Source organism: Burkholderia sp. S171 (genome assembly GCF_009766085.1).
GTDB lineage: Bacteria > Pseudomonadota > Gammaproteobacteria > Burkholderiales > Burkholderiaceae > Caballeronia.
This window is the reverse complement of sequence record NZ_LMUF01000006.1, coordinates 220,212-246,022: the sequence shown is the minus strand read 5'-3', so window position 1 is coordinate 246,022 and position 25,811 is coordinate 220,212. Positions and strand designations below refer to the sequence as shown.

Here is a 25,811-nt window from a genome sequence, read left to right as displayed (position 1 = left end):
GGCCTATTTCTCCGCTGTCCGCATCGCTTCGATGGGTTTATCGCGGGTAATCAGCCGCAAGCCGCTTGCAATACTCGCCACGCCTGCGAAGCCCGCGCCAATCGCGAGCGCCAGCGCCGGTCCATGATGCCCCGCAATGCCAAAGCTCAGCGCGACCAACGCCGCGCCGGTCGCCTGGCCGATCAGCCGAGCGGTTGCCACCACGCCGCTTGCACCGCCGCTCCGCTCGCGCGGCGCGCTCGCCATCAGCGCCTTCAGATTGGGCGATTGAAAGAACCCGAAACCTGCGCCGCATAGGGCCATGCGGATACAGATATCGAGTGCATGAGGATGTGCCGGCAACAACGCCAGGGACGTCATGCCTACGCACATGATTGCGAGGCCGATGCCACCCAGCAGCCCGGGTTGATATCGATCCGATAAACGCCCGGCGACCGGCGCCAGCAATGCGACCATCACCGACCATGGCGTCATCAGGAAGCCGGTCTCCACCTGGCTGCGCCCGAGCACGCTTTCGAAATAAAACGGCAGCGACACGAACGCCAGCCCTTGCGCGGCGAACGAGCACACGGCGGTTGCCGTTGATAACGCGAACATCGGGCGCTTGAAGAGATCGACGGGGAGCATCGGCGCCGGATGACCACGTTCCCGATGCAGCATCAACCCGCCCGCCGCAATCGTCACTGTCAGCGCGATCAGCACGATATGCGTGGGCGCGCGCTGCGCCGCTTCGCCAAGCGCGAACACCAGCGCGGCGAAGGTGATTACGTTCAGCACAGCCGCCACGCGGTCGAAGCCGTGCGTGGCGCGCGGTGTTTGCGGCAGCGCCGTCCAGCCGATAGCCAGCGCCACTAATCCGATCGGCACATTCACCGCAAACAGCCACGGCCAGGGTCCGAGTGAGAGCACGACGGACGCGACCGTTGGCCCGACTGCGAACGATATCCCGACCACCAGCGCGTTCAGCCCAAAGCCTCGTCCAAGCCTGTGATGCGGATAGATTGCCCCGATCAGCGCCGTGTTCACGCTCATCACGGCGCTCGCACCCACGCCCTGCAACAGCCGAGCCGCGGTGAGCGACGGCAGCGACCACGACAACGCGCAGGTCAGCGACGCCACCAGAAACAGGATCAGCCCGCCTAGATAGATCTTCCGATGCCCGACGATACCGCCCAGCGCCGCGAATGGCAGCAGCGTGGCGACCATCGCGAGCTGATACGCGTTGATGATCCAGACGGATGCGGCGGGCGTAGCGTGGAGATCGGCGGCGATTACGGGCAGCGCGGTATTCGCGATGGCCGTATCGAGCGTGGCGAGCGAAACGGCGAGCAGGAGCGCCGCCATGCCGCGACGCTGGAGCGCGGTCATGGGACCGTCGGTAGGAAGAGTGGTTTGGTCTGACACGGTTTTTAGGATTGGACGTGATCGGCGATAGACCGACACGATACGGGATCGTGGCGAAGCTCGCCGGGCACCCCCGTGGGAGCTTTCAAACAGGTGTCAGTACGGCCTCGCCGGCGAAGTGCCGCGTGGCGTTATCGACGAACATCTGGACCGACGCCGCTACCGCTTCCGGTGAGCGTCCGCCCACATGGGGCGTCAGCACGACGCGCTCGGAGCCTGTCAGCAACGCGGGCGCGGCGGGCTCGCCTTCGTAGACATCGAGTCCCGCGCCGGCGATCACGCCGCGCTCCAGCGCGTCCGCCAGAGCGGCGGTATCCACGACACTGCCGCGCGCCACGTTCACCACGTAGCCTGTGGAGCCGAGCGCGGCGAGCACGCTGGCGTTGATCAGATGCTTCGTCGATGCACCGCCGGGTGTCGCGACCACGAGGTAATCGGCCCATTCGGCCAGCGCGATCACTGAGTCGAAGTACGTATAGGGCGAGTCCGGTTGCGGCCGGCGATTGTGATAGCCGACCTCGATATCGAAGCCTTGCGCTCTTCTAGCCACCTTCTTGCCGATATTGCCAAGCCCGATCACGCCGAGTTTCTTGCCCGAGAAGTTCGGCTGGAACGGCAGGTCGTCGCGCCATACGCCCGCGCGGCATGCGCGGTCGAGCACCGGGATCTGGCGGACGACGCCAAGGAGCAGCGCGAAAGCGTGATCGGCGACGCAGTCGTCGTTGGTACCCGCGCCGTTCACCACGGTGATGCCGCGGGCTTGAGCCGCGTCGCGCGCAATGTTTTCGTAGCCTGCGCCCAACGCGCCGATCAGTTCAAGGTTCGGCAGTTTCGCGACGGCTGCCGCATCGATGCCGATGGTGCCGTTTGTCAGGACAGCGCGGATTTCGTCGGCATGGTTGGTCAGCGCCTGATCGATCGCGGGTTGATCGAGTGCCGTAATAACGTTGAAGGCGTTGGCAACGGTGGTTCGGCTCTCGGGACGAAGCGGGACCAGAACGAGGACAGTGGGGAGCATGGGCGCGAGGGTTGAAGGAGCGAAGGGCCAAGTTTCGCATTTTTTGAGATGACGTCGGGACCTCTCTCGCGCGTTTAAACGGTTTAAAGCGTCCAGGCACGTTGGCGATTCGGCCAACCCTCTGCTTCTATAGTGCTTTCGATGGCTGAAGCAGCGATTCGATCGCGTCCACCTGATGACGGCCTTCGCAACCATCTAATTCGTAGTTCTAACATTTTTATATGCTCTGAAAAGGATAGCTACGCCTCAGCCACCTCGAAAGGAAAGGGTGGCTTACTCGCGGCAAACCTGCCTCCAAATCCCTCACCTACGCCAACAACACCCCCCCACCACCAAACCCGATCCCTACGCCGGCTGTTGGCGCCGCGTAATACCCGGGCGCATAGGCGTATCCATATCCTGGCGCTGGGGCATACCCTTACGGAGGCGCAACTACGCATCCCGAAAGTCCAATCGCAAGTCCCACGACAAGAAAGAGCCTGACCATGATTTATCTATCTGTTAGTTTTTAGAGAGATCGAATCGGGCCATCGTTCAGCTGGATTGTGTCGCTAGATGCGAGCTAGTTTCGGAAAATTACGGGACACGCCGACTTTACATCTGCTCCCAGATAATCTCAGGGTTTCTACCTAAAACAACAATAATCTCTTGCGCGCATCGTAGTTAATTTTCGGAAACAGCTTACCTACACTTGAATCAGAGAACGCGAACAAGGTTGTTCGCGACAAAACAAGATTCGGAGGTAAGTATCATGAAGTCGCTCATTCAAGCCGTTGTAGTTGCCGCAGTGCTCGCCGTCCCGGCCGTTTCGTTTGCTCAGTCGAGCCAACAGCCTTTGACCCGCGCCGAAGTGAAGGCACAATTGATCCAGATCGAGAAGGCCGGCTACAACCCGGCAACAGCGAACGATTTCGATTACCCCGCTAACATTCAAGCTGCAGAAGCACGCGTCGCGGCGCAAAACGCCGGTGCCAGCAGCTACGGCGGCGTGGCTAACGGCTCTTCAGATTCCGGAGTCGCTGTCCAATCTTCATTTGGCGACAGCGTGCACTCTGTGTATATGGGCCATTAATCAGATCAATCACATTAAGCATCACGCAGTATGAGAAGACGCCGACGACTAACCGAATATGAGTCGTCGGGCGGCGTGGCCCGAGTGGACAAAATGGCTGCGCGCATCGCCTAAAAAATTGAATCCGCACCTCCTCCAACGGGTCCGATCCCGGTTGGACTTGCCCAGCTCACTGTCTGGGCTTTTTTTGCGTATTTCGGCTGCACGCGGAAGGGCGCGCTCCGAACGCGGAGCGCAGACAACGCTTGCACGCGGGAAGGTTCGCATTTCAAAAAGCGTGACCTAAAATATAGGCAGGCTGTGACGCATTAAGGAGGCGGCCATGACTGAGTCGATGATCGGTTTTGTGGTGGTCCTTGCGGTCCTGATAGTTATTGCTGCCATATCGGGCCGCCGGTATCGACGGGAACATCCAGAGGACGGCACCGGATGGCTACGCATGCGTGAGTGGCTCGATGCGCACCACATGAGTTGGATGCACCATAAGCATTAATGCGTCGCTAAAAGCAAAGAGCCCACTCGCAACGTGCGGCGGGCAAATGATAAGTTCATGGGGCGGCGACGGAACCGCAGCGGGGAGCGGTTTGGCTCGTTCCCAGATCAGTATCAGCATGCGAGTCGGCATGCGACTTCACTGCTCTGGGACGCCTCCTTCCGTCGACCTCTGCTTTTCCATATTCGATAGCAAACCGGCAGGCATCGTCCGCTTCGGCGAAGTGACCGAGCACGCCCGATGCCCAACGCGCGCCGTTCGGTTTGGTGACTATGACCATAGCCGCAAAACTGCCGCGCTCACCGGCTGCAAGGGGCACCAAAACATGATCGTTATAGTTGAGTGGAATGGCGTGCATTCGTGCTCCCCGTTAAACGAGATTTTCGATTAATCATTTTCTCGTGTTCGGGTAAACGTGGTTGTTAGTAATTGAAAAAAACGGAAACAACGCGTGCAAATAGGAAAACACGCGCCGGGTAAGGGTTTGAATCTAAATTTCTGATCCCGTGGGATATTTACAGGCCCTAAAATACAATGTTTACGGGGAATAGTTCTGCTTCAGCAATTCTTCATTACCGGCCATAAAACCGGTAATGCTTTCGGGAGGATTTTTTGCCAAAGATAAGGATTGCGTAGCGTTATTAATCTGACTTAATAAGCGAATTGTTAGCGAAGGATTGGATTTATCGCCCCCGGGTTTGCGCTGTCATTTCATTGACAGATGCATAGCGACGCTCATTGGACGATTCACGCTGGAAACGCCATTTACTATCACCGAGCGTGTAACGCATGCTACCGGCATTCGGATCGCGTGCTCCGCAGGCGACAGCCAAGCGCTCACATTTCTACGATTTTCCATGTTCCGCCCGATCGTCGTCCATCGACTAAATACAAAGTTTAACTTGGTAGTTTGACTTCGTATATGTTAACGTTCCGACATGAACACGAACGAGAAAACCCAACATACCGATCCCGAAGTCGCGCATGCGCACGCTGTGGCGGGGGAATTGCGCGTGGTGCTTGGCAAGCTGAAGCGGCGGTTGCGCGAGGAGGCCAGTCTGGGGGAGTTCACTCTGTCCCAGATGTCCGCGCTTAGCCGTCTGGAGCGCGAGGGCCCCGCGACCGTGACCACGCTCGCTCGCGCTGAAGGTGTGCGCCCGCAATCCATGGGCGCCACCGTGTCGGCCCTCGAGGCGGCCGGGTTTGTGACCGGCACGCCCGATCCGGCCGATGGACGTCAGACCATTTTGTCCCTCACTGACGCATGCCGCGAATGGATCAAGGCGAGCCGAGCGGCCAGGGAGGACTGGTTGTTCCGCGCTATTCGAACCAAGCTCACGGCCTCGGAACAAGAGGCGCTTGTGACCACCGTGGCGCTGCTCAACCGGCTCGTCGATTCCTGAGTGCTCCGAACTCGCGTGGCACAAGCGGCGCCGCCGGCTCACTTACCCTCTTTGACGCGTCTCATGCCAGACGCGTCGCAGTTCAACTCGCTGAAAGGAAAACACCATGACCATCACTACACTCGATCCGAAGACGGCTCTTGTCGTCATTGATTTGCAGAAGGGCATTGTTGCGCTTCCCACCGCGCACCCCGTCAGTGACGTCGTCAAGCACGCCGTTGAGTTGCTCGACGCGTTCCGTAGCCACGGCTTACCCGTCGTGCTCGTCAACGTTGCCGGCGGCGCGCCGGGCCGCTCTGAGCAGGCTCGCAACCTCGCCGGTCTTCCCGCCGATTGGGCCGATCTTGTCCCCGAGTTAAAGCAGCAGCCGGAAGATCACATCGTCACGAAGCGGACGTGGGGCGGGTTCACGAATACCGATCTCGATGAACATCTGAAGCAACTGGGTGTCACGCAAGTTGTTATTGCCGGAGTGGCGACCAGTGTGGGTGTCGAGTCGACCGCACGTTATGCGCACGAGCTGGGATTCAACGTGACACTGGCAATCGATGCAATGACCGACATGAACGCCGATGCCCACACCAACAGCATCACGCGCATCTTCCCAAGGCTGGGCGAGACCGGCACGAGCCGGGAGATCATCGACCTGCTCGGCAGCACGCGCGCGTGAGTTCGTTCAGCGCGGAGATTGCAGCCGCGGGAGCCGTCCGGTGAACGGCACCTTCCGCTCGCTGAACAGCTTTAACTATCGGGTCTGGGCCGGTGGCGCGATCGTCTCCAATATCGGAACGTGGATGCAGCGCACGGCCCAGGATTGGCTCGTGCTCACGCAACTGACCCATCACAATGCGACCGCGGTCGGCGTGGTCATGGCGCTCCAGTTCGGTCCGCATCTGCTTTTGCTGCCGTTCACTGGTTTTGCGGCCGATCATCTCGATCGACGCAAACTTCTGATTGGCACTCAGGCCGCTTTGGGAACGCTCGCGCTTGGGCTGGGACTTCTCACGGTCGCCGGATGGGTCCAGTTGTGGCACGTGTACGTATTCGCGTTTTTGCTCGGCAGCGTCAGTGCCTTCGATGCCCCCGCGCGGCAGACATTCGTCGCCGATCTCGTCGGTGAAACCGATCTGTCGAACGCAGTGGCGCTGAACTCCACATCGTTCAACGCTGCGCGAATGATCGGTCCCGCCATTGCCGGTGTGCTGATTGCATCGGTGGGGACCGGATGGGTGTTCCTGATCAACGCGGCGTCGTTTGTCGCGGTGCTCTGCTCGTTGGGTTTTCTTCGTGTTGACGAATTTCATCTGAGCAAGCGGGCCGTCCGCGCGCGGGGGAGCTTGGCGGAAGGGTTTCGATATGTCTGGAAGCGGCCGGACTTGAAAGCGGTGCTGCTCATGCTGTTCCTGATCGGCACGTTCGGGCTCAACTTCCCGATTTTTATCTCCACGATGTCCGTCACCGTCTTTCATGCCGGAGCGAGTCAATACGGACTCCTGACATCAATCATGGCGATCGGAACGATCGCGGGCGCGCTGCTTGCCGCGCGGCGGGCGAAACCTCGGATTGGCGTGTTGTTCGCGAGTACCGCTGTCTTCGGGGCCGGTTGTGCGCTGGCGGCGATCGCGCCTAGCTATGGGCTTTTTGGTCTTGCGCTTGTGGTCATTGGCGTGTCCGCGCAAACCATCACCACGACGACAAACAGCACGATGCAGCTATCCACCGAACCCGCCATGCGCGGCCGCGTGATGGCGATCTTTTTGGCGATCGCGTTGGGCGGCACGCCTTTGGGTGCGCCGGTTGTAGGTTGGGTCGCCGATACGTTCGGCCCGCGTTGGGCGCTTGGCGTTGCGGCAGCGGCGGGGTTTGCTGCGGCGATGGTCGGGGTTCGGTATCTGGTGAGGTATCGGCAACTGCGCGTGTTTATCGATGCGGGGAGGGTACGGATTAGTATCGATGAGGGGGATGCGGTGGTTTGAAGGGGGGTGTTTTTGAATATTCCGAGCGACAAACCGACGCCAAAATGAAAAAGGGTTTGCAAGCTAAAAGCTTGCAAACCCTTTTAAATACTTGGTGGGGCGTGACAGATTCGAACTGTCGACCTACGGATTAAGAGTCCGAGAGAGTCGACATTTCTTTACGTTGATCGGCTTCCATCCAGATGCATGAATGGCTTGATGGTAAAGGGTTTTAGCGCAATTGAGTGAATTCTGGCATTGACCAACATAGATCGATTACCCTAGGATTTGCCTACATGGTGCCTACACAGATCGTTTGATGAAAAAATTAAGCTTCACGGCAGCACGGGTCGACGGTTTTGAGTGCGAACCGGGAAAGCAGCAGAGCATCTACTGGGATGCTAAAACGGCGGGATTCGGGTTGCGGGTTACGGCAGCGGGTTCGCGCGCGTATATCTTCGAATCGCGTCTTTTCGGCAAAACGATCCGTGTAACCATCGGGGATGCTAGGGCTTGGGAACTTGGTAAGGCTCGCACTGAGGCGAGCAGACTCAGGACCCTGGTTGATGACGGCAAAGATCCGCGAGAAGTCCGCGTCGAACAACAGGTCGCTCACGAGGCGCGCCGGGCAGAAGTGCGGCGGCAAGACGTGACGTTTGGCGAGGTGTGGGACGAGTACGTACAAGTGCGCAAACCCTTTTGGAGCGAGCGACACTATCGCGATCATCTGCAACATGCTGACCAGGGCGGCATGCCGAAAAAGCGAGCAGAAGGCTTTACGCAACCTGGACCGCTTGCCGCATTGCGTCCACTCAAGTTGCCTGAGCTGACTGGAGCGCGCATTGCTGCATGGCTTACGACGGAAGCTATGGACCGTCCCACCATGTCAGCGCTCTCGTTCCGGCTGCTGCGCAGTTCTATTCGCTGGGCAGCCGAGACCCCGGCCTACCGCGGCATTATTCCATCTGACGCTTATAAATCGCGCGACGTGAAAGACGCTACACCACGCGTGAAAGCGAAAGACGGGGATTCGCTGCAACGCGAACAATTGGCGGCGTGGTTCGGCGGCGTACGCGAGATCGGCAATCCCGTCATCAGTGCGTACCTGCAAGGCTTGCTGATTACCGGAGCGCGGCGCGAAGAACTCGCGGCACTGCGTTGGGACGACGTTGATTTTCGATGGCGTAGCCTTGTTCTCGATGACAAGGTTGAGGGATCTGGAGGTCGTGCCATTCCGCTCACGCCTTATCTGGCAAGCTTGCTGCTGAATTTGAAGCGACTCAATGATATCCCGCCGAACAAGCGGCAGGCGGCGCGACTCGCGGAAAAGGGTGAGCAGTGGTCGCCTTCGCCTTGGGTGTTTGCAAGCAAGACCGCCGCGGACGGCAAGATCGCGGAGCCACGGATAGCGCATAACCAGGCGCTTGCCGCCGGGGATTTGCCTCATGTCACTTTGCACGGTTTGCGCCGTTCGTTCGGCACGTTGTCGGAATGGGTCGAATGTCCGGTGGGAGTCGTGGCACAGATTCAGGGGCACAAGCCATCCGCAATCGCCGAGAAGCACTATCGTCGACGCCCGATCGACTTGCTGCGCATGTGGCACGACAAGATCGAGGTCTGGATGCTGGAGCAGGGTGGAATCCAGTTTCAGGCCGACGCGGCTTGATCCGCAACGGGTGGCGCTTGATGGGCCACCACTCCTGCGGCTCATGGCACGTTAAAATCTCAAGATGACTGCGAGAATTGACCGCCGAAGACTAGGGACCGCGATGGGGCTATGACGGACGACCAATCACCACACGAGCGACCACAAGAACGCATTGCTGCCGCGCGGCGGCTTTATGCCGTGATGCAGGAGTACCTCGATCGGCCGACCTGGACGCCCATCGAGGGAACGCTGATCCTGTCGGGAATTCATCCTCTGCCTGGTTGCGCTGATATTCCCGCTGGTGGCGTGGGGCTCGACGGCAAGCTCTTCCCGAATGTTGGAAACGAACGCTTTTCCGACGCCCGCCGAATCTGGCGGAAGTGGAGTTGGCGATGCGAAGATGATCAGGAAAATGGTGAAGATACGCCGACCGAACTCCCGCCAGACGAATTTTTGATCTGGTGCGAAGAGATGGACATTGAGACCGAGTGGTTTCGGCTTTACCGCGCGCTCATCGACTACAAGTCCCAGGCCAATCAGGTTGACGTGATTCCCGCGGCAATCGTTGAGTACGCTACTAATACCGCAATCGCCGTCGATTCAATCCTGATTCGGCTTGGTGCAGGAGAGCCCAACGCTGCTGCGGATACGAAGGGTGAGAAGTCCTCACCTCGGTCGCCCATGCCTGTCCCGGAAAACCGGGAACACCTGTCGACGGAGGAATTCGCCGCCGCTCTGGCGGTCGACCCGCAATCGGTCAGGAAGCGTTACTCGGAAACTGGAAGCTATCACGGAGTGCGACCGACCAAGCTTCCGAGTCGTCGGTTGCTCTGGCCTGTAGCGGCGGTAAAGCGGCTGCTCAATGGCGATACGATCGGCGACTGATCAGATCAGCCAGATTCGGCCATCGTGAGACCGGCGCGTCCATCAGCGATGGCGATGGCGGATCTTCGCTCGGAAAACGTCAGACGAGCGCCGATGGATTTCGGTGGCTATGCAACGTATGTGTGACGAGTTAAGAGCGGCGATCTCTGTTGCGACGTTCGGTCAATGACGCTTTCATGTCGTAGGCTGCCTTGGTTGCCAAATATCGTCGAGCAGATCATGAAAGGTGACATGCCCGTCAATGGGTGGTCCGGGAGATTACCTTCTTTACTTCGAGGGAGGTAATCGCCGAGGGAACAGATGACGGCTATTTTCTAATCAGGAACGGTTCCCGGTCTTTGCCTGCAATCCAGCTAGGCGGTTGCCCCTTCCCTGTCCAAGTAGCGCCGGTAACGGGGTCCTTGTATTTCGGAGGGTTGGGCTTACTCTTGCCGGTGGACTCCTTCTTGTGCGCCGATTCTTTCGGCCATTTCAGGTCTTTCGCGGTGATGTCATACTTTTCGATCTTCGCATTCATGTCGGCAATCACTTCAGCCAGCTCTTCCTTTCTGACCTCTTCGGCTCGCTGCAGTATTGCCTCGGCCTGCGCCTTCAATTCCTCGTAGGTTTCTTTCTTCGTATTCTGCGCTGACATAGCTGGTTTTCAACAATCAAGTTATCGTGGCAATTGCCGTTAGACGGTATGCCGCGTCGCACCGTCGTGGCGCATTCTAGCAGTTAAGACTCGTACGAGTTCAGGTAACACATGGCCAACGAAAACGACTTCGCGGAATCCCCCGGACTGAACAATACCGACTCCAGCCAGAGGCCGGAAGAATCCCAGCGCGTAGGAGAGTTGCCGGGAAGTGCAACGATCTCAGAATCCCGTCAGAACGACGCTAATAGGGCGTCCGCCGATGTAGAGCTTCGCGAGGGCAGCTGGGTTCAGAACAAAAGCATACTTCGATTCCCCGATTTCACACCCGAGAACGAGACGTTTCCCTGGCAGTCTCTGCCTGAAACAATCAGAGGTGCAGTTATCGAGATTTGCAGGAACGACTGGGTCGCGGTGCCGATTGCTGTACAGGCAGTGTTGTCAGCGGTGTCGCTTGCCTGCCAGGACCTGATTTGGGTAAATCGAGGAATCGAGAAGAACGAGAGAACCGTGTGCTCGCTCTATATGCTGACCGTGGCTGATACCGGATCGCGCAAATCCAAGGCGGATAGCGTAGTGACCTCGTCCGTCGAAACTTACGACCGTATTAGGAGGGCCGAATACGCTCGACAAAAGGAACTCAACGAGTACGAGCTGAAAGAAAGACTACGAAAGAGAAGTGAATTAGAAAAAGCCTCAGGTACCTTGCGACGAAAATCGCATACCCTTGCTATCAGTGGTAAGAAGGATGCTGATCAACTCGCCAGAATTGCGCAAGACAAGCTGGAAGAGGTCGAGCAAGAACTCACTGAATTGCGCCAGCAAGATTTCGCTTATCGTGAACCTCGCTTGCGGCGCGTCCTGTACTCGAAGATACCTATTCGCCAACTGGAGCAAAACCTCGCCGAGAACTGGCCATCAGCCGGTTTGTTCTCCGATGAGGCGGCGGGTATTCTGAATGCCAGGGGCGAATCCGATATGTCAAGCCTTGACAAGCTATGGGAAGGAAAGGCGATCGACGTCGTCGGTCGCACTGCTCGGGAAAGCTATTTTGTTGAGGATCCGCGACTGACCATCTCACTGATGGTGCAGCCCATCGTATTTGATCGATTTCTGGAGCGCAAGGGGGAATTGGCAAAGGGGATTGGGTTCATGTCTCGCATCTTGCTATCAAGACCGGATACCCCTTACGGCAAGCGGAAGATCAGCGGCTTCGATCCGAGACTGACCGACTGGATCAAAATCTTCAACGAGCGCATCCTCGCACTCCTTGCTCATGCCCATTCCGATATAGCTCTGCGGGATCAAAACAGAAAGACCTTGTGCTTTGCGCCGGCAGCGCAACAAGCTTGGGAGAACGACTTTAATGAAATGGAAGCAGCGACCGCGGATGGAGGGTTGTTGGTTCACGAGCGCGAATTTGTCAATCGATACTCTGAGCACGTTGCGCGCCTTGCTGCGTTATTTCATTTCTTCGAGAACGGAAAGCTCCGCGGCTCTGACGGAAAGGGCGATGGTGATAGCGATTCTAGCGAACTGGTAATCCCGGAGCCTACCGTTACGTCAGCCATGCGCGTAGTCGAATGGTATTTGAGCGAATTTGGCCGGGTATTCAACCCAGAGATTGCCATGAAGGAGATGGCAACCCACGTACTTCAGAAGCTGAAGGAACGGTTGGAAATACAGAATAGCCCATATGCCCTTGAATCGCTCACGCCAAATGAAACAAATCTGGAGTATCCGGCCAACCGACTTCGGGTGTTCTGTACGAAATATGGTCTGAAAGGAGATGCTCCCCGTTACAGGGAAGTGCTGATCTGGCTGGAAGAAAGAGGGAATATCTCAATTAAGTCGAGGGCGGTTGGTTCATCGAAAAAACCGACCGATATGATTCACATCAACTACGAAGCAACATACGCTCGCGATCCCTCGAGTAACTTGGCGGCTAAGCGGCACTTCAAATTCCGGGTCGATGAAGAACCTAAGCCTTCGCCGAACTACCCGATCGAACTAGATCCTCCGCGTGTGATTACAATCAGCCGTGATTCATAGAACAACGGCAAATACGAGGCGCGGGAGGTCTGTTTGTGCGCATCGAAGTTACATGGGCGCTGCCGTCACCACTCCCCGGACACTGCTTCTCCGCGCGGTTCCTTAAAAATGGAAGGAACTGACGACAGGGGCCGCGTGGCTGAAACGTTCTGGAAAACGAACGCAGAGAGCCGCCGTAGTTGACCACACCGTCTCCTCCTAAAGATTGTGGATGGTTCTCGTATATAAATTTATGTGCTCAAGTGTCGAATAAAAATATGCTTTTTTTGCTTTTTAGATGCAAGAAAAGTGGAAATATTAGAATCGTTTTTCGGAGAAACTAAAAAAGTAATCTTCCATACGGCGATGGCACGGCGCCCGGCGGCGTAGCGCGACGATCCGGAACGGGTGCCATGTCATGCACAGGTATCGATCGAGTTGGTGGTAGCCCCCTTGTGAGGCACGCTCGCCGCGCCCACTTAAGTGCTTGCCGTGCTGACTCGCGGCCATCTTCACCGCATTGTCTGCACCCTAACTCGTTGAAGGCGATAGAGCCTCAAAACGTCTTTTCTGATCGTATTTGAAAGTCGAATGCGGCATTTCCTCGACGGTTCCATTGCACTCTAATTCCGGATTTAAATAAGTTGATTTTGATTCTATTGTTTTTACTGCATCCAAGTTAGCGTACCTGTGTTCCCGCGGAGCTTCTATTGCTCACTGAGATTCCATATCATCACAATCAATAAGTATCGTCCGAGATCCCGACAGAGGATCGAGTACCTCATCTCTACTCCCCAGTTCGAGTTAAGGCAATTCCTACTGCTGTCCTGAATGCTACGAGGAAGACGCTTCCAGTACTGGAATGTCGATCTTTCCAATGGGCACGAGTCGATCTCGATGATCGACCACTATGCACACATAGACTATTAGGACAGCCAGAATGAACGCGGAAGAATATAGCAGTGACGAGATGGAATTCGATTCCATCGAGATGCAAGATGGCGAGCCTCACCAGACGCTTATGTTCGACATCAAAGATGGCAAGGTTGAGCCTGTTCTTGAGCTATTCGAAGACTCGATAGCCTCTGACGTCTATCGCATTACCGCGTGCGTGAAGAAGATCATCCAGTCAAGAGATGTACTCTTTGATCTAGAGAAAGAGAGATTTCCTGCAAGAATGAGGCCGAATACGCTTAGCGTCAAGGCCGGTTCTCACGGCAATACGGTTCTCAGGTGCTTAAGACTCGATCTGGATCGAGTCATCGATAAGTATCCCGAGATTGGCAAGTACAATCGCTATTTCGGCATCTACTACGACGCAGTCATGCGAGAAGTTGATTTCGAGGGTTGCAATCAGCCATTCGCGACTGCCGCAAAAGAGAAATGGCTGTACTCCCAAGACAAGAATTGTTGGCTAGACACGACGCTCAGGCTATTCGTTGAGCGTTCGAATTCAATAGTAGCGGAGATTCGTCGGCAATGTCGCAGCGAGAGCTTCTCGCAGTGGAAAAGAGCCGTTGAGAGGCAATCGAAGGACAACTTCGATACGCTGTGGTCACTGGTACTCGCCTGTCTGACTGTCAATCATCATGCTTTGGTACTGCGTTTCGATTTGGGGTATCCGCAATTCTATCGCGACTCGGAGTTATCTGGTGTGCAGGTGGTGACCTATGAGGACATCAGATGCCATCGAGTGGCCTTGAGACTATTTCTGAAACGTGAATTGAAAAAGAGGCTTCCTAATGGCGCCTGCAAGGGAATGGGGTTTGCCATCAAGCTCGAATACGGGCTGGATAAGGAGTGTCATTTCCATGTCATCGTCATTTTGAATGGTGACGTAGTGCGCGAGGATGTGACGATTGTCGACATGATCGGTGACTATTGGCAAAACGTCATCGTGCGGGGAAAGGGCGGTCTGTACAACTGCAATAAGGCCAAGTACGTCAGCTGTGGTATTGGGTCAATACGGTACGACAATGCTGAGAAGCTCGGCATTCTTGAGACCGTGGTAGTACCGTATTTGGTGAAGCCCGATTACTATATGAAGATGGCCAAGCCTGACGCTCACCGCTCATTCTGGTCGAGTCATCCGCCGAAGATCGAAGCAAAAAGAAAAGGCAGAAAGCGTGGCAAGACCGGAGTACCGTGCCCCCTTTTGAAGGCGACGCAAGTAGCAGATTTCGAGGCATGTCTGGGGCGTTTATCGAGGAGTACGGGTGGCCACGTGCCGCCTCGCCGCACTGATTCTGGTGCTCAAGAGGATGGAGTCGGCGTGGTTGCTCGATCGATTGACAAAGCTGAGTCCGGCGACATCCCTTGGGAGTATGCAGTCGCGTAGCGAGGCAGGGCGTATTGGATGAGGCAATGCCCTTGGAGAGCACATAGTGAACGCTGTAAGCCTTTCGAATGGGTTCACCATGCTTGGCCTTGGGCATCGCATTGGAAGCCCGTCAGTGGCTCGATATGGGGTTCTATCGGGCTTTCCTATTGTGTCTGAGACGCCATGCTTCGAATAGGGTAAATGGCTTTATCAGGATTCATACTTGCGCGCCTGATGCCGCTGATGCCCATTGCTTCGATCATGTCAGTCGAGTTGTCCAATACCTGATTGAGATATCGAGATTCGATCCCGCTCCGGGTAATTCATATTGAATGCAGCCATGTCATGACCCGTGTCATCACATGGGGCATCGTCGCTTTCTTCCCGTATCTCACTTCAAGCCTGGCCACGACCGCCCAGTCACGGGATCTGTTCAATTGCACGGCAATTTGAGAGGTGAATTTTGCAATACGACTCAATTCTGGACATCGATCTGGTGGTCTCGCGTGCTCACGCCGGTGATTCTGACGCCCAGTACCAACTAGGTCTTTGCTATCAGTATGGCGGGACGTTTGCCCAATCGTGGACAGAAGCGGTGTCCTGGTACAACAAGTCCGCCGCGCAGGGCAGTGCGTGGCCGTTGAACAACCTCGCCATGTGCTATGCGACTGGCGCGGGTGTCCCCCCGTCGATGACCGAGGCAGTAAAGCTATTTCGTCAGGCCGCCGTACGAGGGAATGCGACCGCCCAGTTCAATCTTGGCGTGTGCTATGCAAATGGCAAAGGCGTTTCGCAATCGATGACTGAGGCGGCGATGTGGTATCGCCAGGCGGCCGAGGGCGGACATGTCAGCGCGCAGTTCAATCTGGGAATGTTCTACGAGAGTGGGGAAGGTGTCGCGCAGTCGTGGAGCGACGCGATCTATTGGTATCGAATAGCCGCCGAACAGGCAAGCGCTTTGGCGATGAATAGGCTTGGCCGATGCTGTGCGCTCGCCGAGGGTGTCCCTCAGTCGCACGTGGAGGCGGTGAAGTGGTACCGGGAGGCCGCCGTGCAAGGCAACGCCACGGCCCAGTTCAATCTTGGCGTGTGCTATGCGTATGGCAAGGGTGTCTCGCATTCCTGGGCCGAAGCGGCCAAGTGGTACCACATGGCCGCGGAATCAGGGGATGTCGATGCGCAGTTTAATCTCGGCTGGTGCTACGGGAGTGGCAACGGGGTGAAGCAATCGGGGGGCGACGCTGCACGGTGGCTCCAAAGGGCAGCGAGGCAGGGGCATGCCGAGGCGCAATTGATTCTCGAGCGGCATTACTGGCGCGGCGGTCGTCCCACAGGCTCGTGGGTGGAGGGGATACGCTGGAATGCGCCTGGCGCCGAGTAAGATGATCGATCCGTTCTGGAGCATGTTGATGCACGGCGCTGCATCGGCGATGGTCCGGAAGACGGCGCTGTCGGCCCAGCTTGTAGCACTGCATGCTGAGGCGAACGAGGCGAAGCATCATGAGGCCGGGCGCGACTGGCTTCGCGACCAGGCCAGTCGCGCGGAAGAAATGCGTGAGTCGCGCCGTGCCGATCCCGCGACTTTGATGGTCGCGCACTGGCTCGGTACGACCGAAGCGCGACTGAATCTGCTGCAGGATTTCGCGTGTGTAGTCGTGCTCGAAGGCACTGCCTGCTTCGCCTGGTATTTCGCAGGACTCGGGGGGCTCGCGCCTAGTCGCGCAGCAGTCGTATTCGACCGGAATGCGACCGTGCCGCAACAGGAAGCAGTCGCGCCGGTAACGAGAGCGATGCGGGCTGGTCGCGTGGAGCAGTCCCCGACTCAGGTCGCGACCGTTGCCGAGGAGGAGCCCATCGAAAGCGACTCGACTCGCGGTCCTGTCATGTCGAACGACGACTGGTTGCTCGCGGAGATCCACGAGGCCGTCCTGGCGGGTCGTCTGAAGCGAAATCTGATAGCGATCTGTGAGTTTGTCGGCTTGCGGAAACCAACGCCCGCGTTCAAATGAGTTAACGGCCCCTGGTTTGAGACTTTATGGTTGGGTCTTTTGCACGATCAGCGCTGAGAGCGGGTTGGCTGGTCGACGAGACGCACAACAAACATGCAAAACGCTTTCCAGTTTCGCGCAACGACCTGCACAGGGCTTTATCCACTAAGCCCTTTGATTTTGCGTTGATGCTGCTCCACGAGATCATCTGGCATTTTCTCGATCGCGCCAGCCCGCTTGACCAACAACTCGCCCCTCGCGTCGTTGGGCGTGCATCCAAATCGCTCCCTGAAGGCCCGGCTGAACGTCGAATCGCTCGCGAATCCCACTGAATAGGCGATTTCCGCGACTCGCTCGCGGGCATGCTTCGGCGAGGTCAGTCGCCTCAGCGCTTCATCCAGGCGCCGGTCTTTGATTCGTTTGGCCACTCCGCCCGACTCGCCCGACTCGGCACACAACTCATAAAGTGCGGTGCGAGATATCCCCAATGCTTTGCAAAGCGCGGCCGGCCCTAAATCCGGATCCAACAGATGCTGCTCGATGTAAGAAGCCGCTTGCGCTCGAAGCATGGGAGCCAGGCGCGGATCTCCCTGCGAAACCCGCTCTTGTGCTTTTGGCAGCAGGCACGCGGCCAACAAGTCCAGCGTTCCATTAACGACGATCGGTATCTGCTCTTCGCTCATCGTCGCTGCAAGCCGAGCAAGGGCATGCATATGCGCGGCGAATAGCTCTCCGATCGCGTCATCCGCCGCCCAACTCACGCCATGAATTTGCGAACGCTGTGGCAGCCGTCGATCCAGCGCCGAGCGGGCGACGCTCAGCGTGATCATTGGGGCATCGACGGCGAACCCAACGTTTTCGACGGCAAGGTCCCGAATGGCGACGGAATTCAACGGCACCCGTTGCTGACCCTCGGCGAATTCCGACGTGAGCTGCCCGCCAACCAAGCAATGCACCAGATATTGGTTAATGCCCGACAGAGCGATTTTGCGACGCGTGCGGTGAAACTGCACCTCTCCCTGAGCGGCATGGCGCGTGAGCAAGATGGGTCCCAAGTCCCAAGTCCCACGTGTCGACGCTGGCCGCGAAAGGAACGTCCTTTGGCCGCTTCACGTCATACATCGGCCTCAACGCTTCCCGCCAAATCTCCTCTGCTTCGTCTTCTTTGAAATACGTGCTCTCGAAACGAATGTGCTGCGGCATGGTTTTTTTTCGGCGCTGGATTTTTCCGAATAGTAGCTGCGTATCTCAACCGGCGCAGGACGAGTTCTCACGTAAAAGCCGTGAATCGCCCAAATAAAACACCCTCAGGACGGATCGTCAATTTTCCCCGGATTTTTCGCCGGAAGGGTGCGACGCGTCGTGCCGATGATTAAGGACATGAAACGCGGCATTGATTTGCCGTGGATTTTCCAAAGGCCAAGAGGGGAAGAATGTTTAACCACGAGGAAGACCTGTCCGAAGGATTGACAGGCAGGCTGCCAGACGCGCGCCGGATTGTCCGTGCCAGTCGTCGATCGCGGCTCACAACCACACCAACGTCGTTCGCCTCATGTCTTTGCGCGCGAACGTGGACGCTCCCGCGCAGCAGACGCCATCGTTTCGAGTTCCGGGCGCTCGCGTTCAGCAGCACGTTGTCCCACAGCGTCCAACCGGGATCGAAGGATTTCTCGCTCTCGCGCAATTGCGGCGACGTCCTCGACGATTCGCAGGATTGCCCGGCGGTCATCGCGGGGCAAGTCCCCGATCTGCGCGGCGATCGCCCCCGCGTCTTCGCCAGCGGCGCCTCGATAGTCGCCGAGCAGCGCTCTCAACGGATAGTTGAACAGATCGGCGATCTATGGACGCAGTGGCCAGATGGGAAGGGATTTTGCCTGGCTGTTCGCAGGCGCTGCCCTTTGCATGTTCGGCTTCGCCCTTCCGGCGATCGCAGAAACTTGGCATATGGGCTTCGGCAAGGGCTGTGCTCTCGAGGTCGGCGTGAACCTTTTCGTTTGCCTCTTTGTCGTCGGCGGGCGCCTTGGGCATCTTTTCGCCGCCGGTCCGCGATCTCAAGAAGCGGGGGTTTGAAACAGCGGAGACTGAAGGTTCCTGCGTTCTATCTGCGATTGAACTGTGGCGTATGGCCCGATTCCGTTGACTGCTTTCAATGACCCACGATATCCGCTGCAGCAGAAGGTCGAGCGTTGGAGTGATTGAAGCTTTACGCTGGAGCGGGCGAATCGCGACGATCTGAGCCGGGGCCGTGCATTTTTACGAAGGCGCCCTGCGCCAAAGGCTGAGGTTAAGATTGCATCAGATCAGATCACCTAATGCTTAAAAGGAAAGAGATGAGCGGCAAATACGCGGAGAAGATCAAGTCGGCGCTTGCAAGCGAGGAATATCGAAATCGCCTCATGCGCATCCACTTCTATTATCAAAACGTGAAGAACGAGGCGCGGTACCGCGACGCCTTTCTCGAACAATTCAACGAGACCTATGGACACGAAAACCTTCGCGCCTACGCTGAAGTCGATAAGGTCGATCTTTTGATTGTTGATATTGAATCGAAAGAGCGAGTCAAGGTGGAGTTCAAATACCAGTACACCTTTGACATGGCCAGGCGCGTGTCCAGCACTATGCAGGACTTTGACCAATTGCTAACAAGGGTGGCCACCGGAAGAAGAGGCGACGCAGAACGCATTCTTGCAGACTGTGACGAGTGCGACTTTTTCGTGTTATTTGTGCAGGACCGTACTGGGCAAGGATCGCAGCACACATTGCCCGGCGAAATTGAAATCAATTTTAAGCATGAGCAACTGAAGCTGGACCGAGAGTTTAGCCCGCGTTCCGCAGAGAACAAGATCGCGTGGATCGTGCCGACCGTTGATTTTCTTAGCCAGATCTGCGAGCGACGAGCCGGTGTGGAAATGGAACCGATCATCCATGAGATCGGGCACGCGCCCTTTCCATTGACGAGCCATATTTTCGTGCTCGATTTTAGTGACAACGACGGGAGCGACGCAGGGACATGCGTCGTGCCCTCGCAGAGTGCACACATACAGAGGCTCGTTTGATCAGTGACTAACCCGGAGAAGTAAGCGAAACCTTTTCAATTCGGCTCTTGATGGCCCGCGCTTTAGCGCTGTATCCGTCTATGCTTCGGTTATGTGCCGTGGTCTGTGTCGCGCCCACAGAGCGCCGTATATTACGTATCGGGCCCTCCTCCCTGACACCATTGCGAGTCTCCAAGTTGTTCTGCAAATCCGTCGCGGGTTACGGCAATGATAAACAGCCGCTCCGCCTGGGCTGTTAGGGGCATCTATCCTGCGATGCCTCGGTACCTCTTTTGTAATTTCTATGTGTGGTACGTTTTGTCGTTATGCTTTCAGGAGTGTTCCTTCAAAGGGGTATGGTATCCCGCCTCCGCGCCATTCCCCCGTCACTTGCAACGCGTCATCAGTTTTGTGCAGAGACATCGCCAGAGTGAATAGCGTACCCTTCACCCCCTGGCCGTTTCCGCCGACTTGGGTGATGTTCTCTCCCGAATACTGAAATTGATCTCCTTTCTTTGTTTCGAAAAGACGCGTCTCAAACCGCCAGTGCCCAAGATAGTAAACCGACGTGGCAAAAACAAGTAGGCTGCCCTCAAAGACGCGCAGCTTCTCTATCTTGATCACGCCCTGCGGGGCATTAGGGTATCCAAGATCCCCTGTCCGAGGTTGCCTGGCGTTTTATACAAGCGGCCACCCCGTGGATATTCACTTTGGCTCGTCAGACGGTGGGAAGAAGATGCCGAAGTGTTCTATCCGGACATGGTGGTTCAATTATCGGAAAGCCGTCGTGGAGCAATGACGTTTAGCACATCCGGTTACGTAGGCGGTCAGCATGGTGATAGTCGGTTCCTGGAGCTCTGGCTTTTCGGGCCACAAGGTGAGGCCGGATCGATGCCTGGATGAACGGAAACAATCGCTTCGTGCAGTTGCAGGGAGACGATTGAGATCACAGGTTTCTACTACCCGGGGCTTATAAAGCGGACCGACGATATGACCATCCTATTCGCCAGTCGGCGGGTGAAAATCAGGCTTGCAGAAAGCGCCGCTGCCACCAGCCAATTACAAGCCGCACCTGCCTCGAACTAGGTTGACCGATGCTGTCTATGACAACGACTCGTATCACGGCGAGTCTATCGGAGCTATCGACGACCGCTACCGTTGCTTTGGCCGTCCCGCCCTATGTCGATGGGCCGATATACCGAACGACCTGCGTGGGTGGCTGAGCAGCCTTCACTATACGTCTTCGAGAGGAAGGATGTCGGTCGACAAGAGTTGGGCATATATTAACGAATTTGGTCCCGGCCGGATTACGGCATGGGAGATCAGCCAGGAACGCGCGGAGCGCGGGGGGAAACCACTTGGCAAGCCGTATTGGAGTAACAGTTTCTGGTTTCACCAGAGCGGAGTGATTGCTATAGAGCTGTATCGTCATGAGCAATCGTTCTGCTTAACGGGCGAATTCCCCCTTGCACACGGCGCGTATCTGCACCACCTTGTAACCGGTGTGCAATAGGCCGCTATTTGCCCGGATCGACGCGTTCGATCTTAACGGAACGAGGCGCATCCAACGCAAGCCGAGATTTCGACGACGAGTCCCAGTCTCCGACCACTCCGCAGATGACAAACACGGACGGCAATATCTCGATTTTCTGTTGATTTCCGACATCGAAGGTTTGATCGTTGAGCTTAACTGAAATAGACTTTCCCCCATTGGAGATCTTCAGTATGTGGAGGATAGAGCTCCCGATCTTCACCTGACTACCTGCTTGCACACCAAGGCTAAGCGCCATTATCCGTTCTCTCCTGTTCTGTTTTTTTGTCCGTTGCGGTTCGGGCATTCGATGCAGCACTGCAGACGTTTCGATATGTATCGATTGAAACTGCCAAGCCCGGTCATCTTAAATGCCGGGCCCGGCTAGGCGTAGTGCATAAGAACATTCTTTTGTGCGGCAGCACGCCGTGAGTAGCGAAAACCGAATTCGCAGGGAGCGGGGGGCGCGGTTAGCCGCCGCAGCGGAAATCCATTCGCCGATCCCTAGCCTATATCAAGGCGGTAACCGGATTGCATAGTTTCACCGAACACTCGAAAAGCAGTGGTGCAAGTTCATGATCAAGATGGCCGGTGCTGAATCATGAGTACTCCTTTTGGTGAAAAGTGATGCTGATACAAGCGAAGAAATTCATGCATCGCCGCAGCTTCGACCATCGTGTTCTTGAGAAAGGCAATAATTTCGTCGTTGACGTCCTGCTTACTTTTCCTCGCAGCAAATTCTGCGCGGCCCAGTGGTGTGAGGCCTCGGTCGTCCTGAGCGAACACGTCCGCGCCATTCTCCACCAACGCCTTCACGATCTTTAGGTTTCCGCGCTTTGCGCCAAATGCCCCCGCTCCCTTTGTAGCCTGCATGAGCGGCGTAACTCCGGAGCGATCCGCAATATTGATGGCTCTTGAGAGAAGCGTAATTAACTTCTGATTCCAGCCTGCGTCCCTGAACACAATGGCCGAGAGGAGCGCGGTTCGGCCAGAGTGATCTTGATGCTCAGCCCGAACTCCATTATCCAACAACCACTCACACATCTCAGTTTTCTGACTTGCAGCCGCAGGGAACAGCAGCGACTCGCCCCTCTCGAAGACATCCCGAGACTCCAGCCCTTCCGACGCACAAAGCTGTTCCAGTCGAAGGATGTCACCGGTCCGCGCAGCATCGAACAAGCGCTTGGCAGGTGTATGCGGAACTTGCGACTCCGCAAAGTGAAACTCGATCATTTGTTACCTCATGAAGGTTGGTCTATTCGGGCAGTGAAAGGAGGCGTCGGCGCTGGCGCCGCAGAACAGCCTCATTTGATTTGATTAAAGCGAGCATCGCATCCCTTGTGCGCACTTTTTCCGCCTGTCCCGATGACCGCTCGCGCGGTGGACGCCGCCACGATCGATATGAAGGGTATGCCGCCGGTTACAAGATCTGCCGCCCCGCCAGTGAGATACGCCATCACGTAGCTGCCGGAGCGTGAGCCAAAAGTGCGGCTGCGTTCATACGCCGATAAACTATCGTCGCTGTAAGATGTGAACGCGAGGAGCGCTAGCATGATTACGGACGGCTCGCCAAAGCCGTCTTGAGCTGCCTTTGATGCGTCGCCCATCTGTGACCAAGTCTCCGTGAGAAATTCCGCTGTCAACGATGTGCTCGGAATATCCCCTCATCACGAGTTCAGCGTGAAGTTCCGAGGGCACGACAACGTCAATTTCCGGGTGCAGCATCAGCGCCTGCTTCACACGCGCAACCGAATCCGTCGCCTTCAGTTGCAGCAGCCTAACCATATCTCCGTTCGGCCCTTCGATCGCAATGTCCCATCCCGGTTGCGTCACACTTTGCGCCATGACGGCATGGAAGCCGTCGGGAAGAACCCCGGAATTTAGATGGCCCATGTACTGAATCTCGAAAAGCTTGCCTTTTACGCCACCCACCAATCCTTGTATCTGCTCTTCGCTAAAGTGCCGGACTTTTTCCTTAAAGCTCTCGGTTCCCCCGGGATATTGAGTGGCGTAGGCGTCGACGACGTCTGGCGGAACGAAGCCCTCAAGAGCTGCGCGTCTGGCGTCGCCACCGGCAAGCACAGCGTCGAGAAAGGTGCTCCCATCGGCAATTTGCCCAGCGACCGGTGCCCGTTGTCCCAAGGCGCGATATTCTTCGCACTGGCAAAAAATACGCGCATTCAGTTCCCGAAAATCGGCGCCGCCCACCAGAACGTGGCCGGCTGCGCCCCTAGCCGAGTCCACCACTCCACGACCAAATCCCTCGGCTACCGCTTGGGCCGCCCGCGCCGCTTCGGCGGGGTTCCGGACTGCGTCGCCCAAAACTTTCTTGCCGGTGATCGCAGCATCCTTGGCCTGTGCCGCGTATTGCGTTCGGTTTTCCACGATGGTCGTCACCTTCTGCTTCGCAGCGGCCGCCTTTTCCTTCATGAAGTCGATTGTGATACGGGGGTTCTCTGCAATCGTCGCGGCGATGTCTTTCGTGCGCTTTGCAACCTTTACGCCGACCTCCGCGATGCCCTCTGCGGCCTCGACCAATGACTCACCACCGTTCCTGGTCATCCGGCCGGCGCGTGTCACCACGGGCTTCGCTGCGTTCCCGATACTCTCAACAGCTTCCGTCGCGGAATCTGCCAGGCGCTTGCCTGCGTTGCGCCAATTGCCGTTTTTGCCTTTTGCTGCTCCGAAGGATGCCATTTTTAGTAGTTTTTGTAAGGTTAGCGAATACCAACGGCAAAAGTGCTAGCGCGGGAGCACGATATGCTCGCCGACTGTCCGCTCGGCGAATCTGCATTTTGCATCAATGGCGCTGCTTGTTGGAAGGCAAAGAAGTTGCGTCCCGTCATCGACCTGAGTCAAGAGCTTATGACGCGTTGTGCCACGAACACACAGTCGGACTCGCGGCTATCGTCGTCGGCCTTGGTGACCGCATCTGGGCCCTTATGCTCCGGTTTGCGATGCGCTGGAGGCCAGCGCATCGCAGCACCGTTGCCAGATGCGTCCAGCGAGTGGGCTTTGATAGTTCAGCGCTAACTCGTCGGTGAACAGCGCAAGGGCGTCCGATTGACGTACTGTTTTGGAAGCGACCAAGTGCTCGCGGGACAACTTTAGCGCGAGTTGTCCGAGCATCAGACGGTCAAGCCAGCTCGCCGACATCAAATTTCTAGCCTGCCAGATGCGTGCCGATTCGACGACATGGTCGACGCGCCATGTTTTCGTCAAGGCGTGCGATGCGAGCGCGCTCGCCACTAGATAGCACAGTAGGTGGGTTCGTGCTGCTGGGCTGATCGACTGTCTCGGGCGTGGCATGTTTTGGCTCAGACTCCGGCGAAGGTGACGCGATAAGGTAGGCGCATCTTATCGGCACTCGCGCGCGCGATCCACGACAAGGTGCGTAATAATGACGACCAAGAACTGAATTTATCGTCCCGTCCCCTTTGCGTTTGTGCTCTTGGAGGATCTCCATCAACGCCCGTTCAATGTGCGTCGCGCGGTCTTGATGGTAAAGCACGCAACTAAAAGACCATTGCGTGCGCGTTCAGTTCACGACCGACGAACTCAACGAAAGATCGAGTACGGCGATACTTCGCCTCGGTGCGAAACAGGAGGGTGTTATTCGGAATGATCGAATAATGTCCGACGGTCGTAGGCGAAATTCACTGCGGTTCAGCATATTAGATTCCGAATGGCCGCAGATCAAACTAGACTTGAGGCAAAAGCTTAAGTCGGCTCAGCATTCGAACTAGGCCTTAACCAGTTGAGTTTGAAGTCAGCCGGAAAGGGTCGACGGGCTATAGTGGTTAGCAAGTGCCGCCGTTCGCTGACAGGCGGCGGCCGGCCAACAAGGGACATTCGTGCATGTAGGTAGAATCGTCGGCAATCGGCTCTAAACATTGGAGTCCACGCCCATTTCTCGAGACACAGCGATGAAGGTAACGATTGCGTACATCGACGAACCACCGTTCGGTTGGACGAAAACGGATGGTACCGCAACTGGTGCTGACATTGATCTGGCCGAGGAGGTGCTTCGCGCGATCGGCGTCACACGGATCGAGCATCGCCTGACTACGTTCAGTGAGCTACTGCCGGGTGTAGAAGCCGGCCGCTGGGATATGAATGTTCCGCTGTTCGTTACGCCCGAACGTTCCCAATCGGTCGCGTTCAGCATGCCAGTATGGGCGATCGGAGACGGCTTCTTAGTTCGGGCCGGAAATCCGAAAGCGCTCAACAGCTATTCGTCATTCGCGGAACGTCGCGACGCGCACCTTGGAATCATTGCCGGGCAAGTGCAACACGACGCCGCGAGAACATCAGGCGTGAGCGAGGATCGGATAGCCATCTTCGAACACCAAGCCGACGCTATCGAAGCGGTTCGCTCGGGCGCGATCGATGCT

At 56.7% G+C, this 25,811-nt stretch carries 22 protein-coding genes and 1 pseudogene; 15 read left to right on the top strand and 8 right to left on the bottom strand.

Annotated elements, in window-relative coordinates:
- Positions 1-3: 3 nt before the first annotated feature.
- Together GSQ93_RS02745 and GSQ93_RS02740 are read right to left on the bottom strand one after the other, a co-directional pair.
- Positions 4-1,368: an MFS transporter gene (locus tag GSQ93_RS02745; RefSeq protein WP_158934132.1), complete on the bottom strand. Its 1,365-nt coding sequence runs from the start codon at positions 1,366-1,368 to the stop codon at positions 4-6.
- Positions 1,369-1,489: 121 nt separating this feature from the next.
- Positions 1,490-2,422: a 2-hydroxyacid dehydrogenase gene (locus tag GSQ93_RS02740; protein ID WP_158934131.1), complete on the bottom strand. Its 933-nt coding sequence runs from the start codon at positions 2,420-2,422 to the stop codon at positions 1,490-1,492.
- A gap of 751 nt (positions 2,423-3,173) precedes the next feature.
- On the opposite strand from GSQ93_RS02740, the gene GSQ93_RS02735 reads away from it, so the two are divergent.
- From GSQ93_RS02735 to GSQ93_RS02705, 7 genes are all read left to right on the top strand, one after another.
- Complete coding sequence (locus GSQ93_RS02735; RefSeq protein ID WP_158934130.1) at positions 3,174-3,494, top strand: DUF4148 domain-containing protein; 321 nt, start codon at positions 3,174-3,176, stop codon at positions 3,492-3,494.
- 322 nt (positions 3,495-3,816) lie between these two features.
- The gene (locus tag GSQ93_RS37575; RefSeq protein WP_174254570.1) at positions 3,817-3,987 is read left to right on the top strand and encodes a hypothetical protein; all 171 of its coding nucleotides are present in this window, start codon (positions 3,817-3,819) and stop codon (positions 3,985-3,987) included.
- A gap of 938 nt (positions 3,988-4,925) precedes the next feature.
- A complete protein-coding gene (locus tag GSQ93_RS02725) occupies positions 4,926-5,390 on the top strand; it encodes a MarR family winged helix-turn-helix transcriptional regulator (RefSeq protein WP_158934129.1) in 465 nt (154 codons plus the stop codon).
- A 106-nt stretch (positions 5,391-5,496) separates the two neighbouring features.
- On the top strand, positions 5,497-6,060 hold the full coding sequence (locus GSQ93_RS02720; protein ID WP_158934128.1) for an isochorismatase family protein: 564 nt from the start codon (positions 5,497-5,499) through the stop codon (positions 6,058-6,060).
- A gap of 40 nt (positions 6,061-6,100) precedes the next feature.
- Positions 6,101-7,366 (top strand): MFS transporter, encoded by a 1,266-nt coding sequence (locus GSQ93_RS02715; RefSeq protein ID WP_158934127.1) that lies wholly within the window; start codon positions 6,101-6,103, stop codon positions 7,364-7,366.
- 298 nt (positions 7,367-7,664) lie between these two features.
- On the top strand, positions 7,665-9,011 hold the full coding sequence (locus tag GSQ93_RS02710; RefSeq protein ID WP_158934126.1) for an integrase family protein: 1,347 nt from the start codon (positions 7,665-7,667) through the stop codon (positions 9,009-9,011).
- Positions 9,012-9,122: 111 nt separating this feature from the next.
- Complete coding sequence (locus GSQ93_RS02705) at positions 9,123-9,878, top strand: hypothetical protein (RefSeq protein ID WP_158934125.1); 756 nt, start codon at positions 9,123-9,125, stop codon at positions 9,876-9,878.
- 307 nt (positions 9,879-10,185) lie between these two features.
- Here GSQ93_RS02705 and GSQ93_RS02700 read toward each other — a convergent pair whose 3' ends face one another.
- Positions 10,186-10,512, bottom strand: coding sequence for an H-NS family nucleoid-associated regulatory protein (locus GSQ93_RS02700; RefSeq protein WP_158934124.1), 327 nt, complete (start codon positions 10,510-10,512; stop codon positions 10,186-10,188).
- A 111-nt stretch (positions 10,513-10,623) separates the two neighbouring features.
- Here GSQ93_RS02700 and GSQ93_RS02695 point away from each other — a divergent pair, with 111 nt between their 5' ends.
- From GSQ93_RS02695 to GSQ93_RS02680, 4 genes are all read left to right on the top strand, one after another.
- On the top strand, positions 10,624-12,564 hold the full coding sequence (locus GSQ93_RS02695; RefSeq protein WP_158934123.1) for a YfjI family protein: 1,941 nt from the start codon (positions 10,624-10,626) through the stop codon (positions 12,562-12,564).
- A 919-nt stretch (positions 12,565-13,483) separates the two neighbouring features.
- Positions 13,484-14,881: an inovirus-type Gp2 protein gene (locus GSQ93_RS02690; RefSeq protein ID WP_158934122.1), complete on the top strand. Its 1,398-nt coding sequence runs from the start codon at positions 13,484-13,486 to the stop codon at positions 14,879-14,881.
- Between the two features lie 445 nt (positions 14,882-15,326).
- Positions 15,327-16,244 (top strand): tetratricopeptide repeat protein, encoded by a 918-nt coding sequence (locus GSQ93_RS02685; RefSeq protein ID WP_158934121.1) that lies wholly within the window; start codon positions 15,327-15,329, stop codon positions 16,242-16,244.
- 1 nt (position 16,245) lies between these two features.
- Positions 16,246-16,872, top strand: coding sequence for a hypothetical protein (locus GSQ93_RS02680; protein WP_158934120.1), 627 nt, complete (start codon positions 16,246-16,248; stop codon positions 16,870-16,872).
- 137 nt (positions 16,873-17,009) lie between these two features.
- On the opposite strand, the gene GSQ93_RS02675 is transcribed toward GSQ93_RS02680, so the two are convergent.
- Positions 17,010-17,894, bottom strand: coding sequence for a helix-turn-helix domain-containing protein (locus tag GSQ93_RS02675; protein ID WP_158934119.1), 885 nt, complete (start codon positions 17,892-17,894; stop codon positions 17,010-17,012).
- 778 nt (positions 17,895-18,672) lie between these two features.
- Here GSQ93_RS02675 and GSQ93_RS02670 point away from each other — a divergent pair.
- On the top strand, positions 18,673-18,921 hold the full coding sequence (locus GSQ93_RS02670) for a hypothetical protein (protein WP_158934118.1): 249 nt from the start codon (positions 18,673-18,675) through the stop codon (positions 18,919-18,921).
- 260 nt (positions 18,922-19,181) lie between these two features.
- A complete protein-coding gene (locus GSQ93_RS02665; protein ID WP_158934117.1) occupies positions 19,182-19,907 on the top strand; it encodes a hypothetical protein in 726 nt (241 codons plus the stop codon).
- Positions 19,908-20,210: 303 nt separating this feature from the next.
- Here GSQ93_RS02665 and GSQ93_RS02660 read toward each other — a convergent pair whose 3' ends face one another.
- From GSQ93_RS02660 to GSQ93_RS02645, 4 genes are all read right to left on the bottom strand, one after another.
- The gene (locus GSQ93_RS02660) at positions 20,211-20,510 is read right to left on the bottom strand and encodes a hypothetical protein (RefSeq protein ID WP_158934116.1); all 300 of its coding nucleotides are present in this window, start codon (positions 20,508-20,510) and stop codon (positions 20,211-20,213) included.
- Between the two features lie 893 nt (positions 20,511-21,403).
- The gene (locus GSQ93_RS02655; RefSeq protein WP_158934115.1) at positions 21,404-21,676 is read right to left on the bottom strand and encodes a hypothetical protein; all 273 of its coding nucleotides are present in this window, start codon (positions 21,674-21,676) and stop codon (positions 21,404-21,406) included.
- A gap of 320 nt (positions 21,677-21,996) precedes the next feature.
- Positions 21,997-22,650, bottom strand: coding sequence for an ankyrin repeat domain-containing protein (locus tag GSQ93_RS02650; RefSeq protein WP_158934114.1), 654 nt, complete (start codon positions 22,648-22,650; stop codon positions 21,997-21,999).
- 279 nt (positions 22,651-22,929) lie between these two features.
- Positions 22,930-24,114, bottom strand: a complete 1,185-nt coding sequence (locus GSQ93_RS02645) for a hypothetical protein (RefSeq protein WP_158934113.1) — start codon at positions 24,112-24,114, stop codon at positions 22,930-22,932.
- Positions 24,115-24,944: 830 nt separating this feature from the next.
- Here GSQ93_RS02645 and GSQ93_RS37935 point away from each other — a divergent pair.
- Together GSQ93_RS37935 and GSQ93_RS37930 are read left to right on the top strand one after the other, a co-directional pair.
- Positions 24,945-25,163 (top strand): annotated as a pseudogene (locus GSQ93_RS37935) (GNAT family N-acetyltransferase); the annotation flags it as partial.
- A 180-nt stretch (positions 25,164-25,343) separates the two neighbouring features.
- The coding region (locus GSQ93_RS37930) for a transporter substrate-binding domain-containing protein (RefSeq protein WP_254073724.1) at positions 25,344-25,811 on the top strand (468 nt) is incomplete at its 3' end.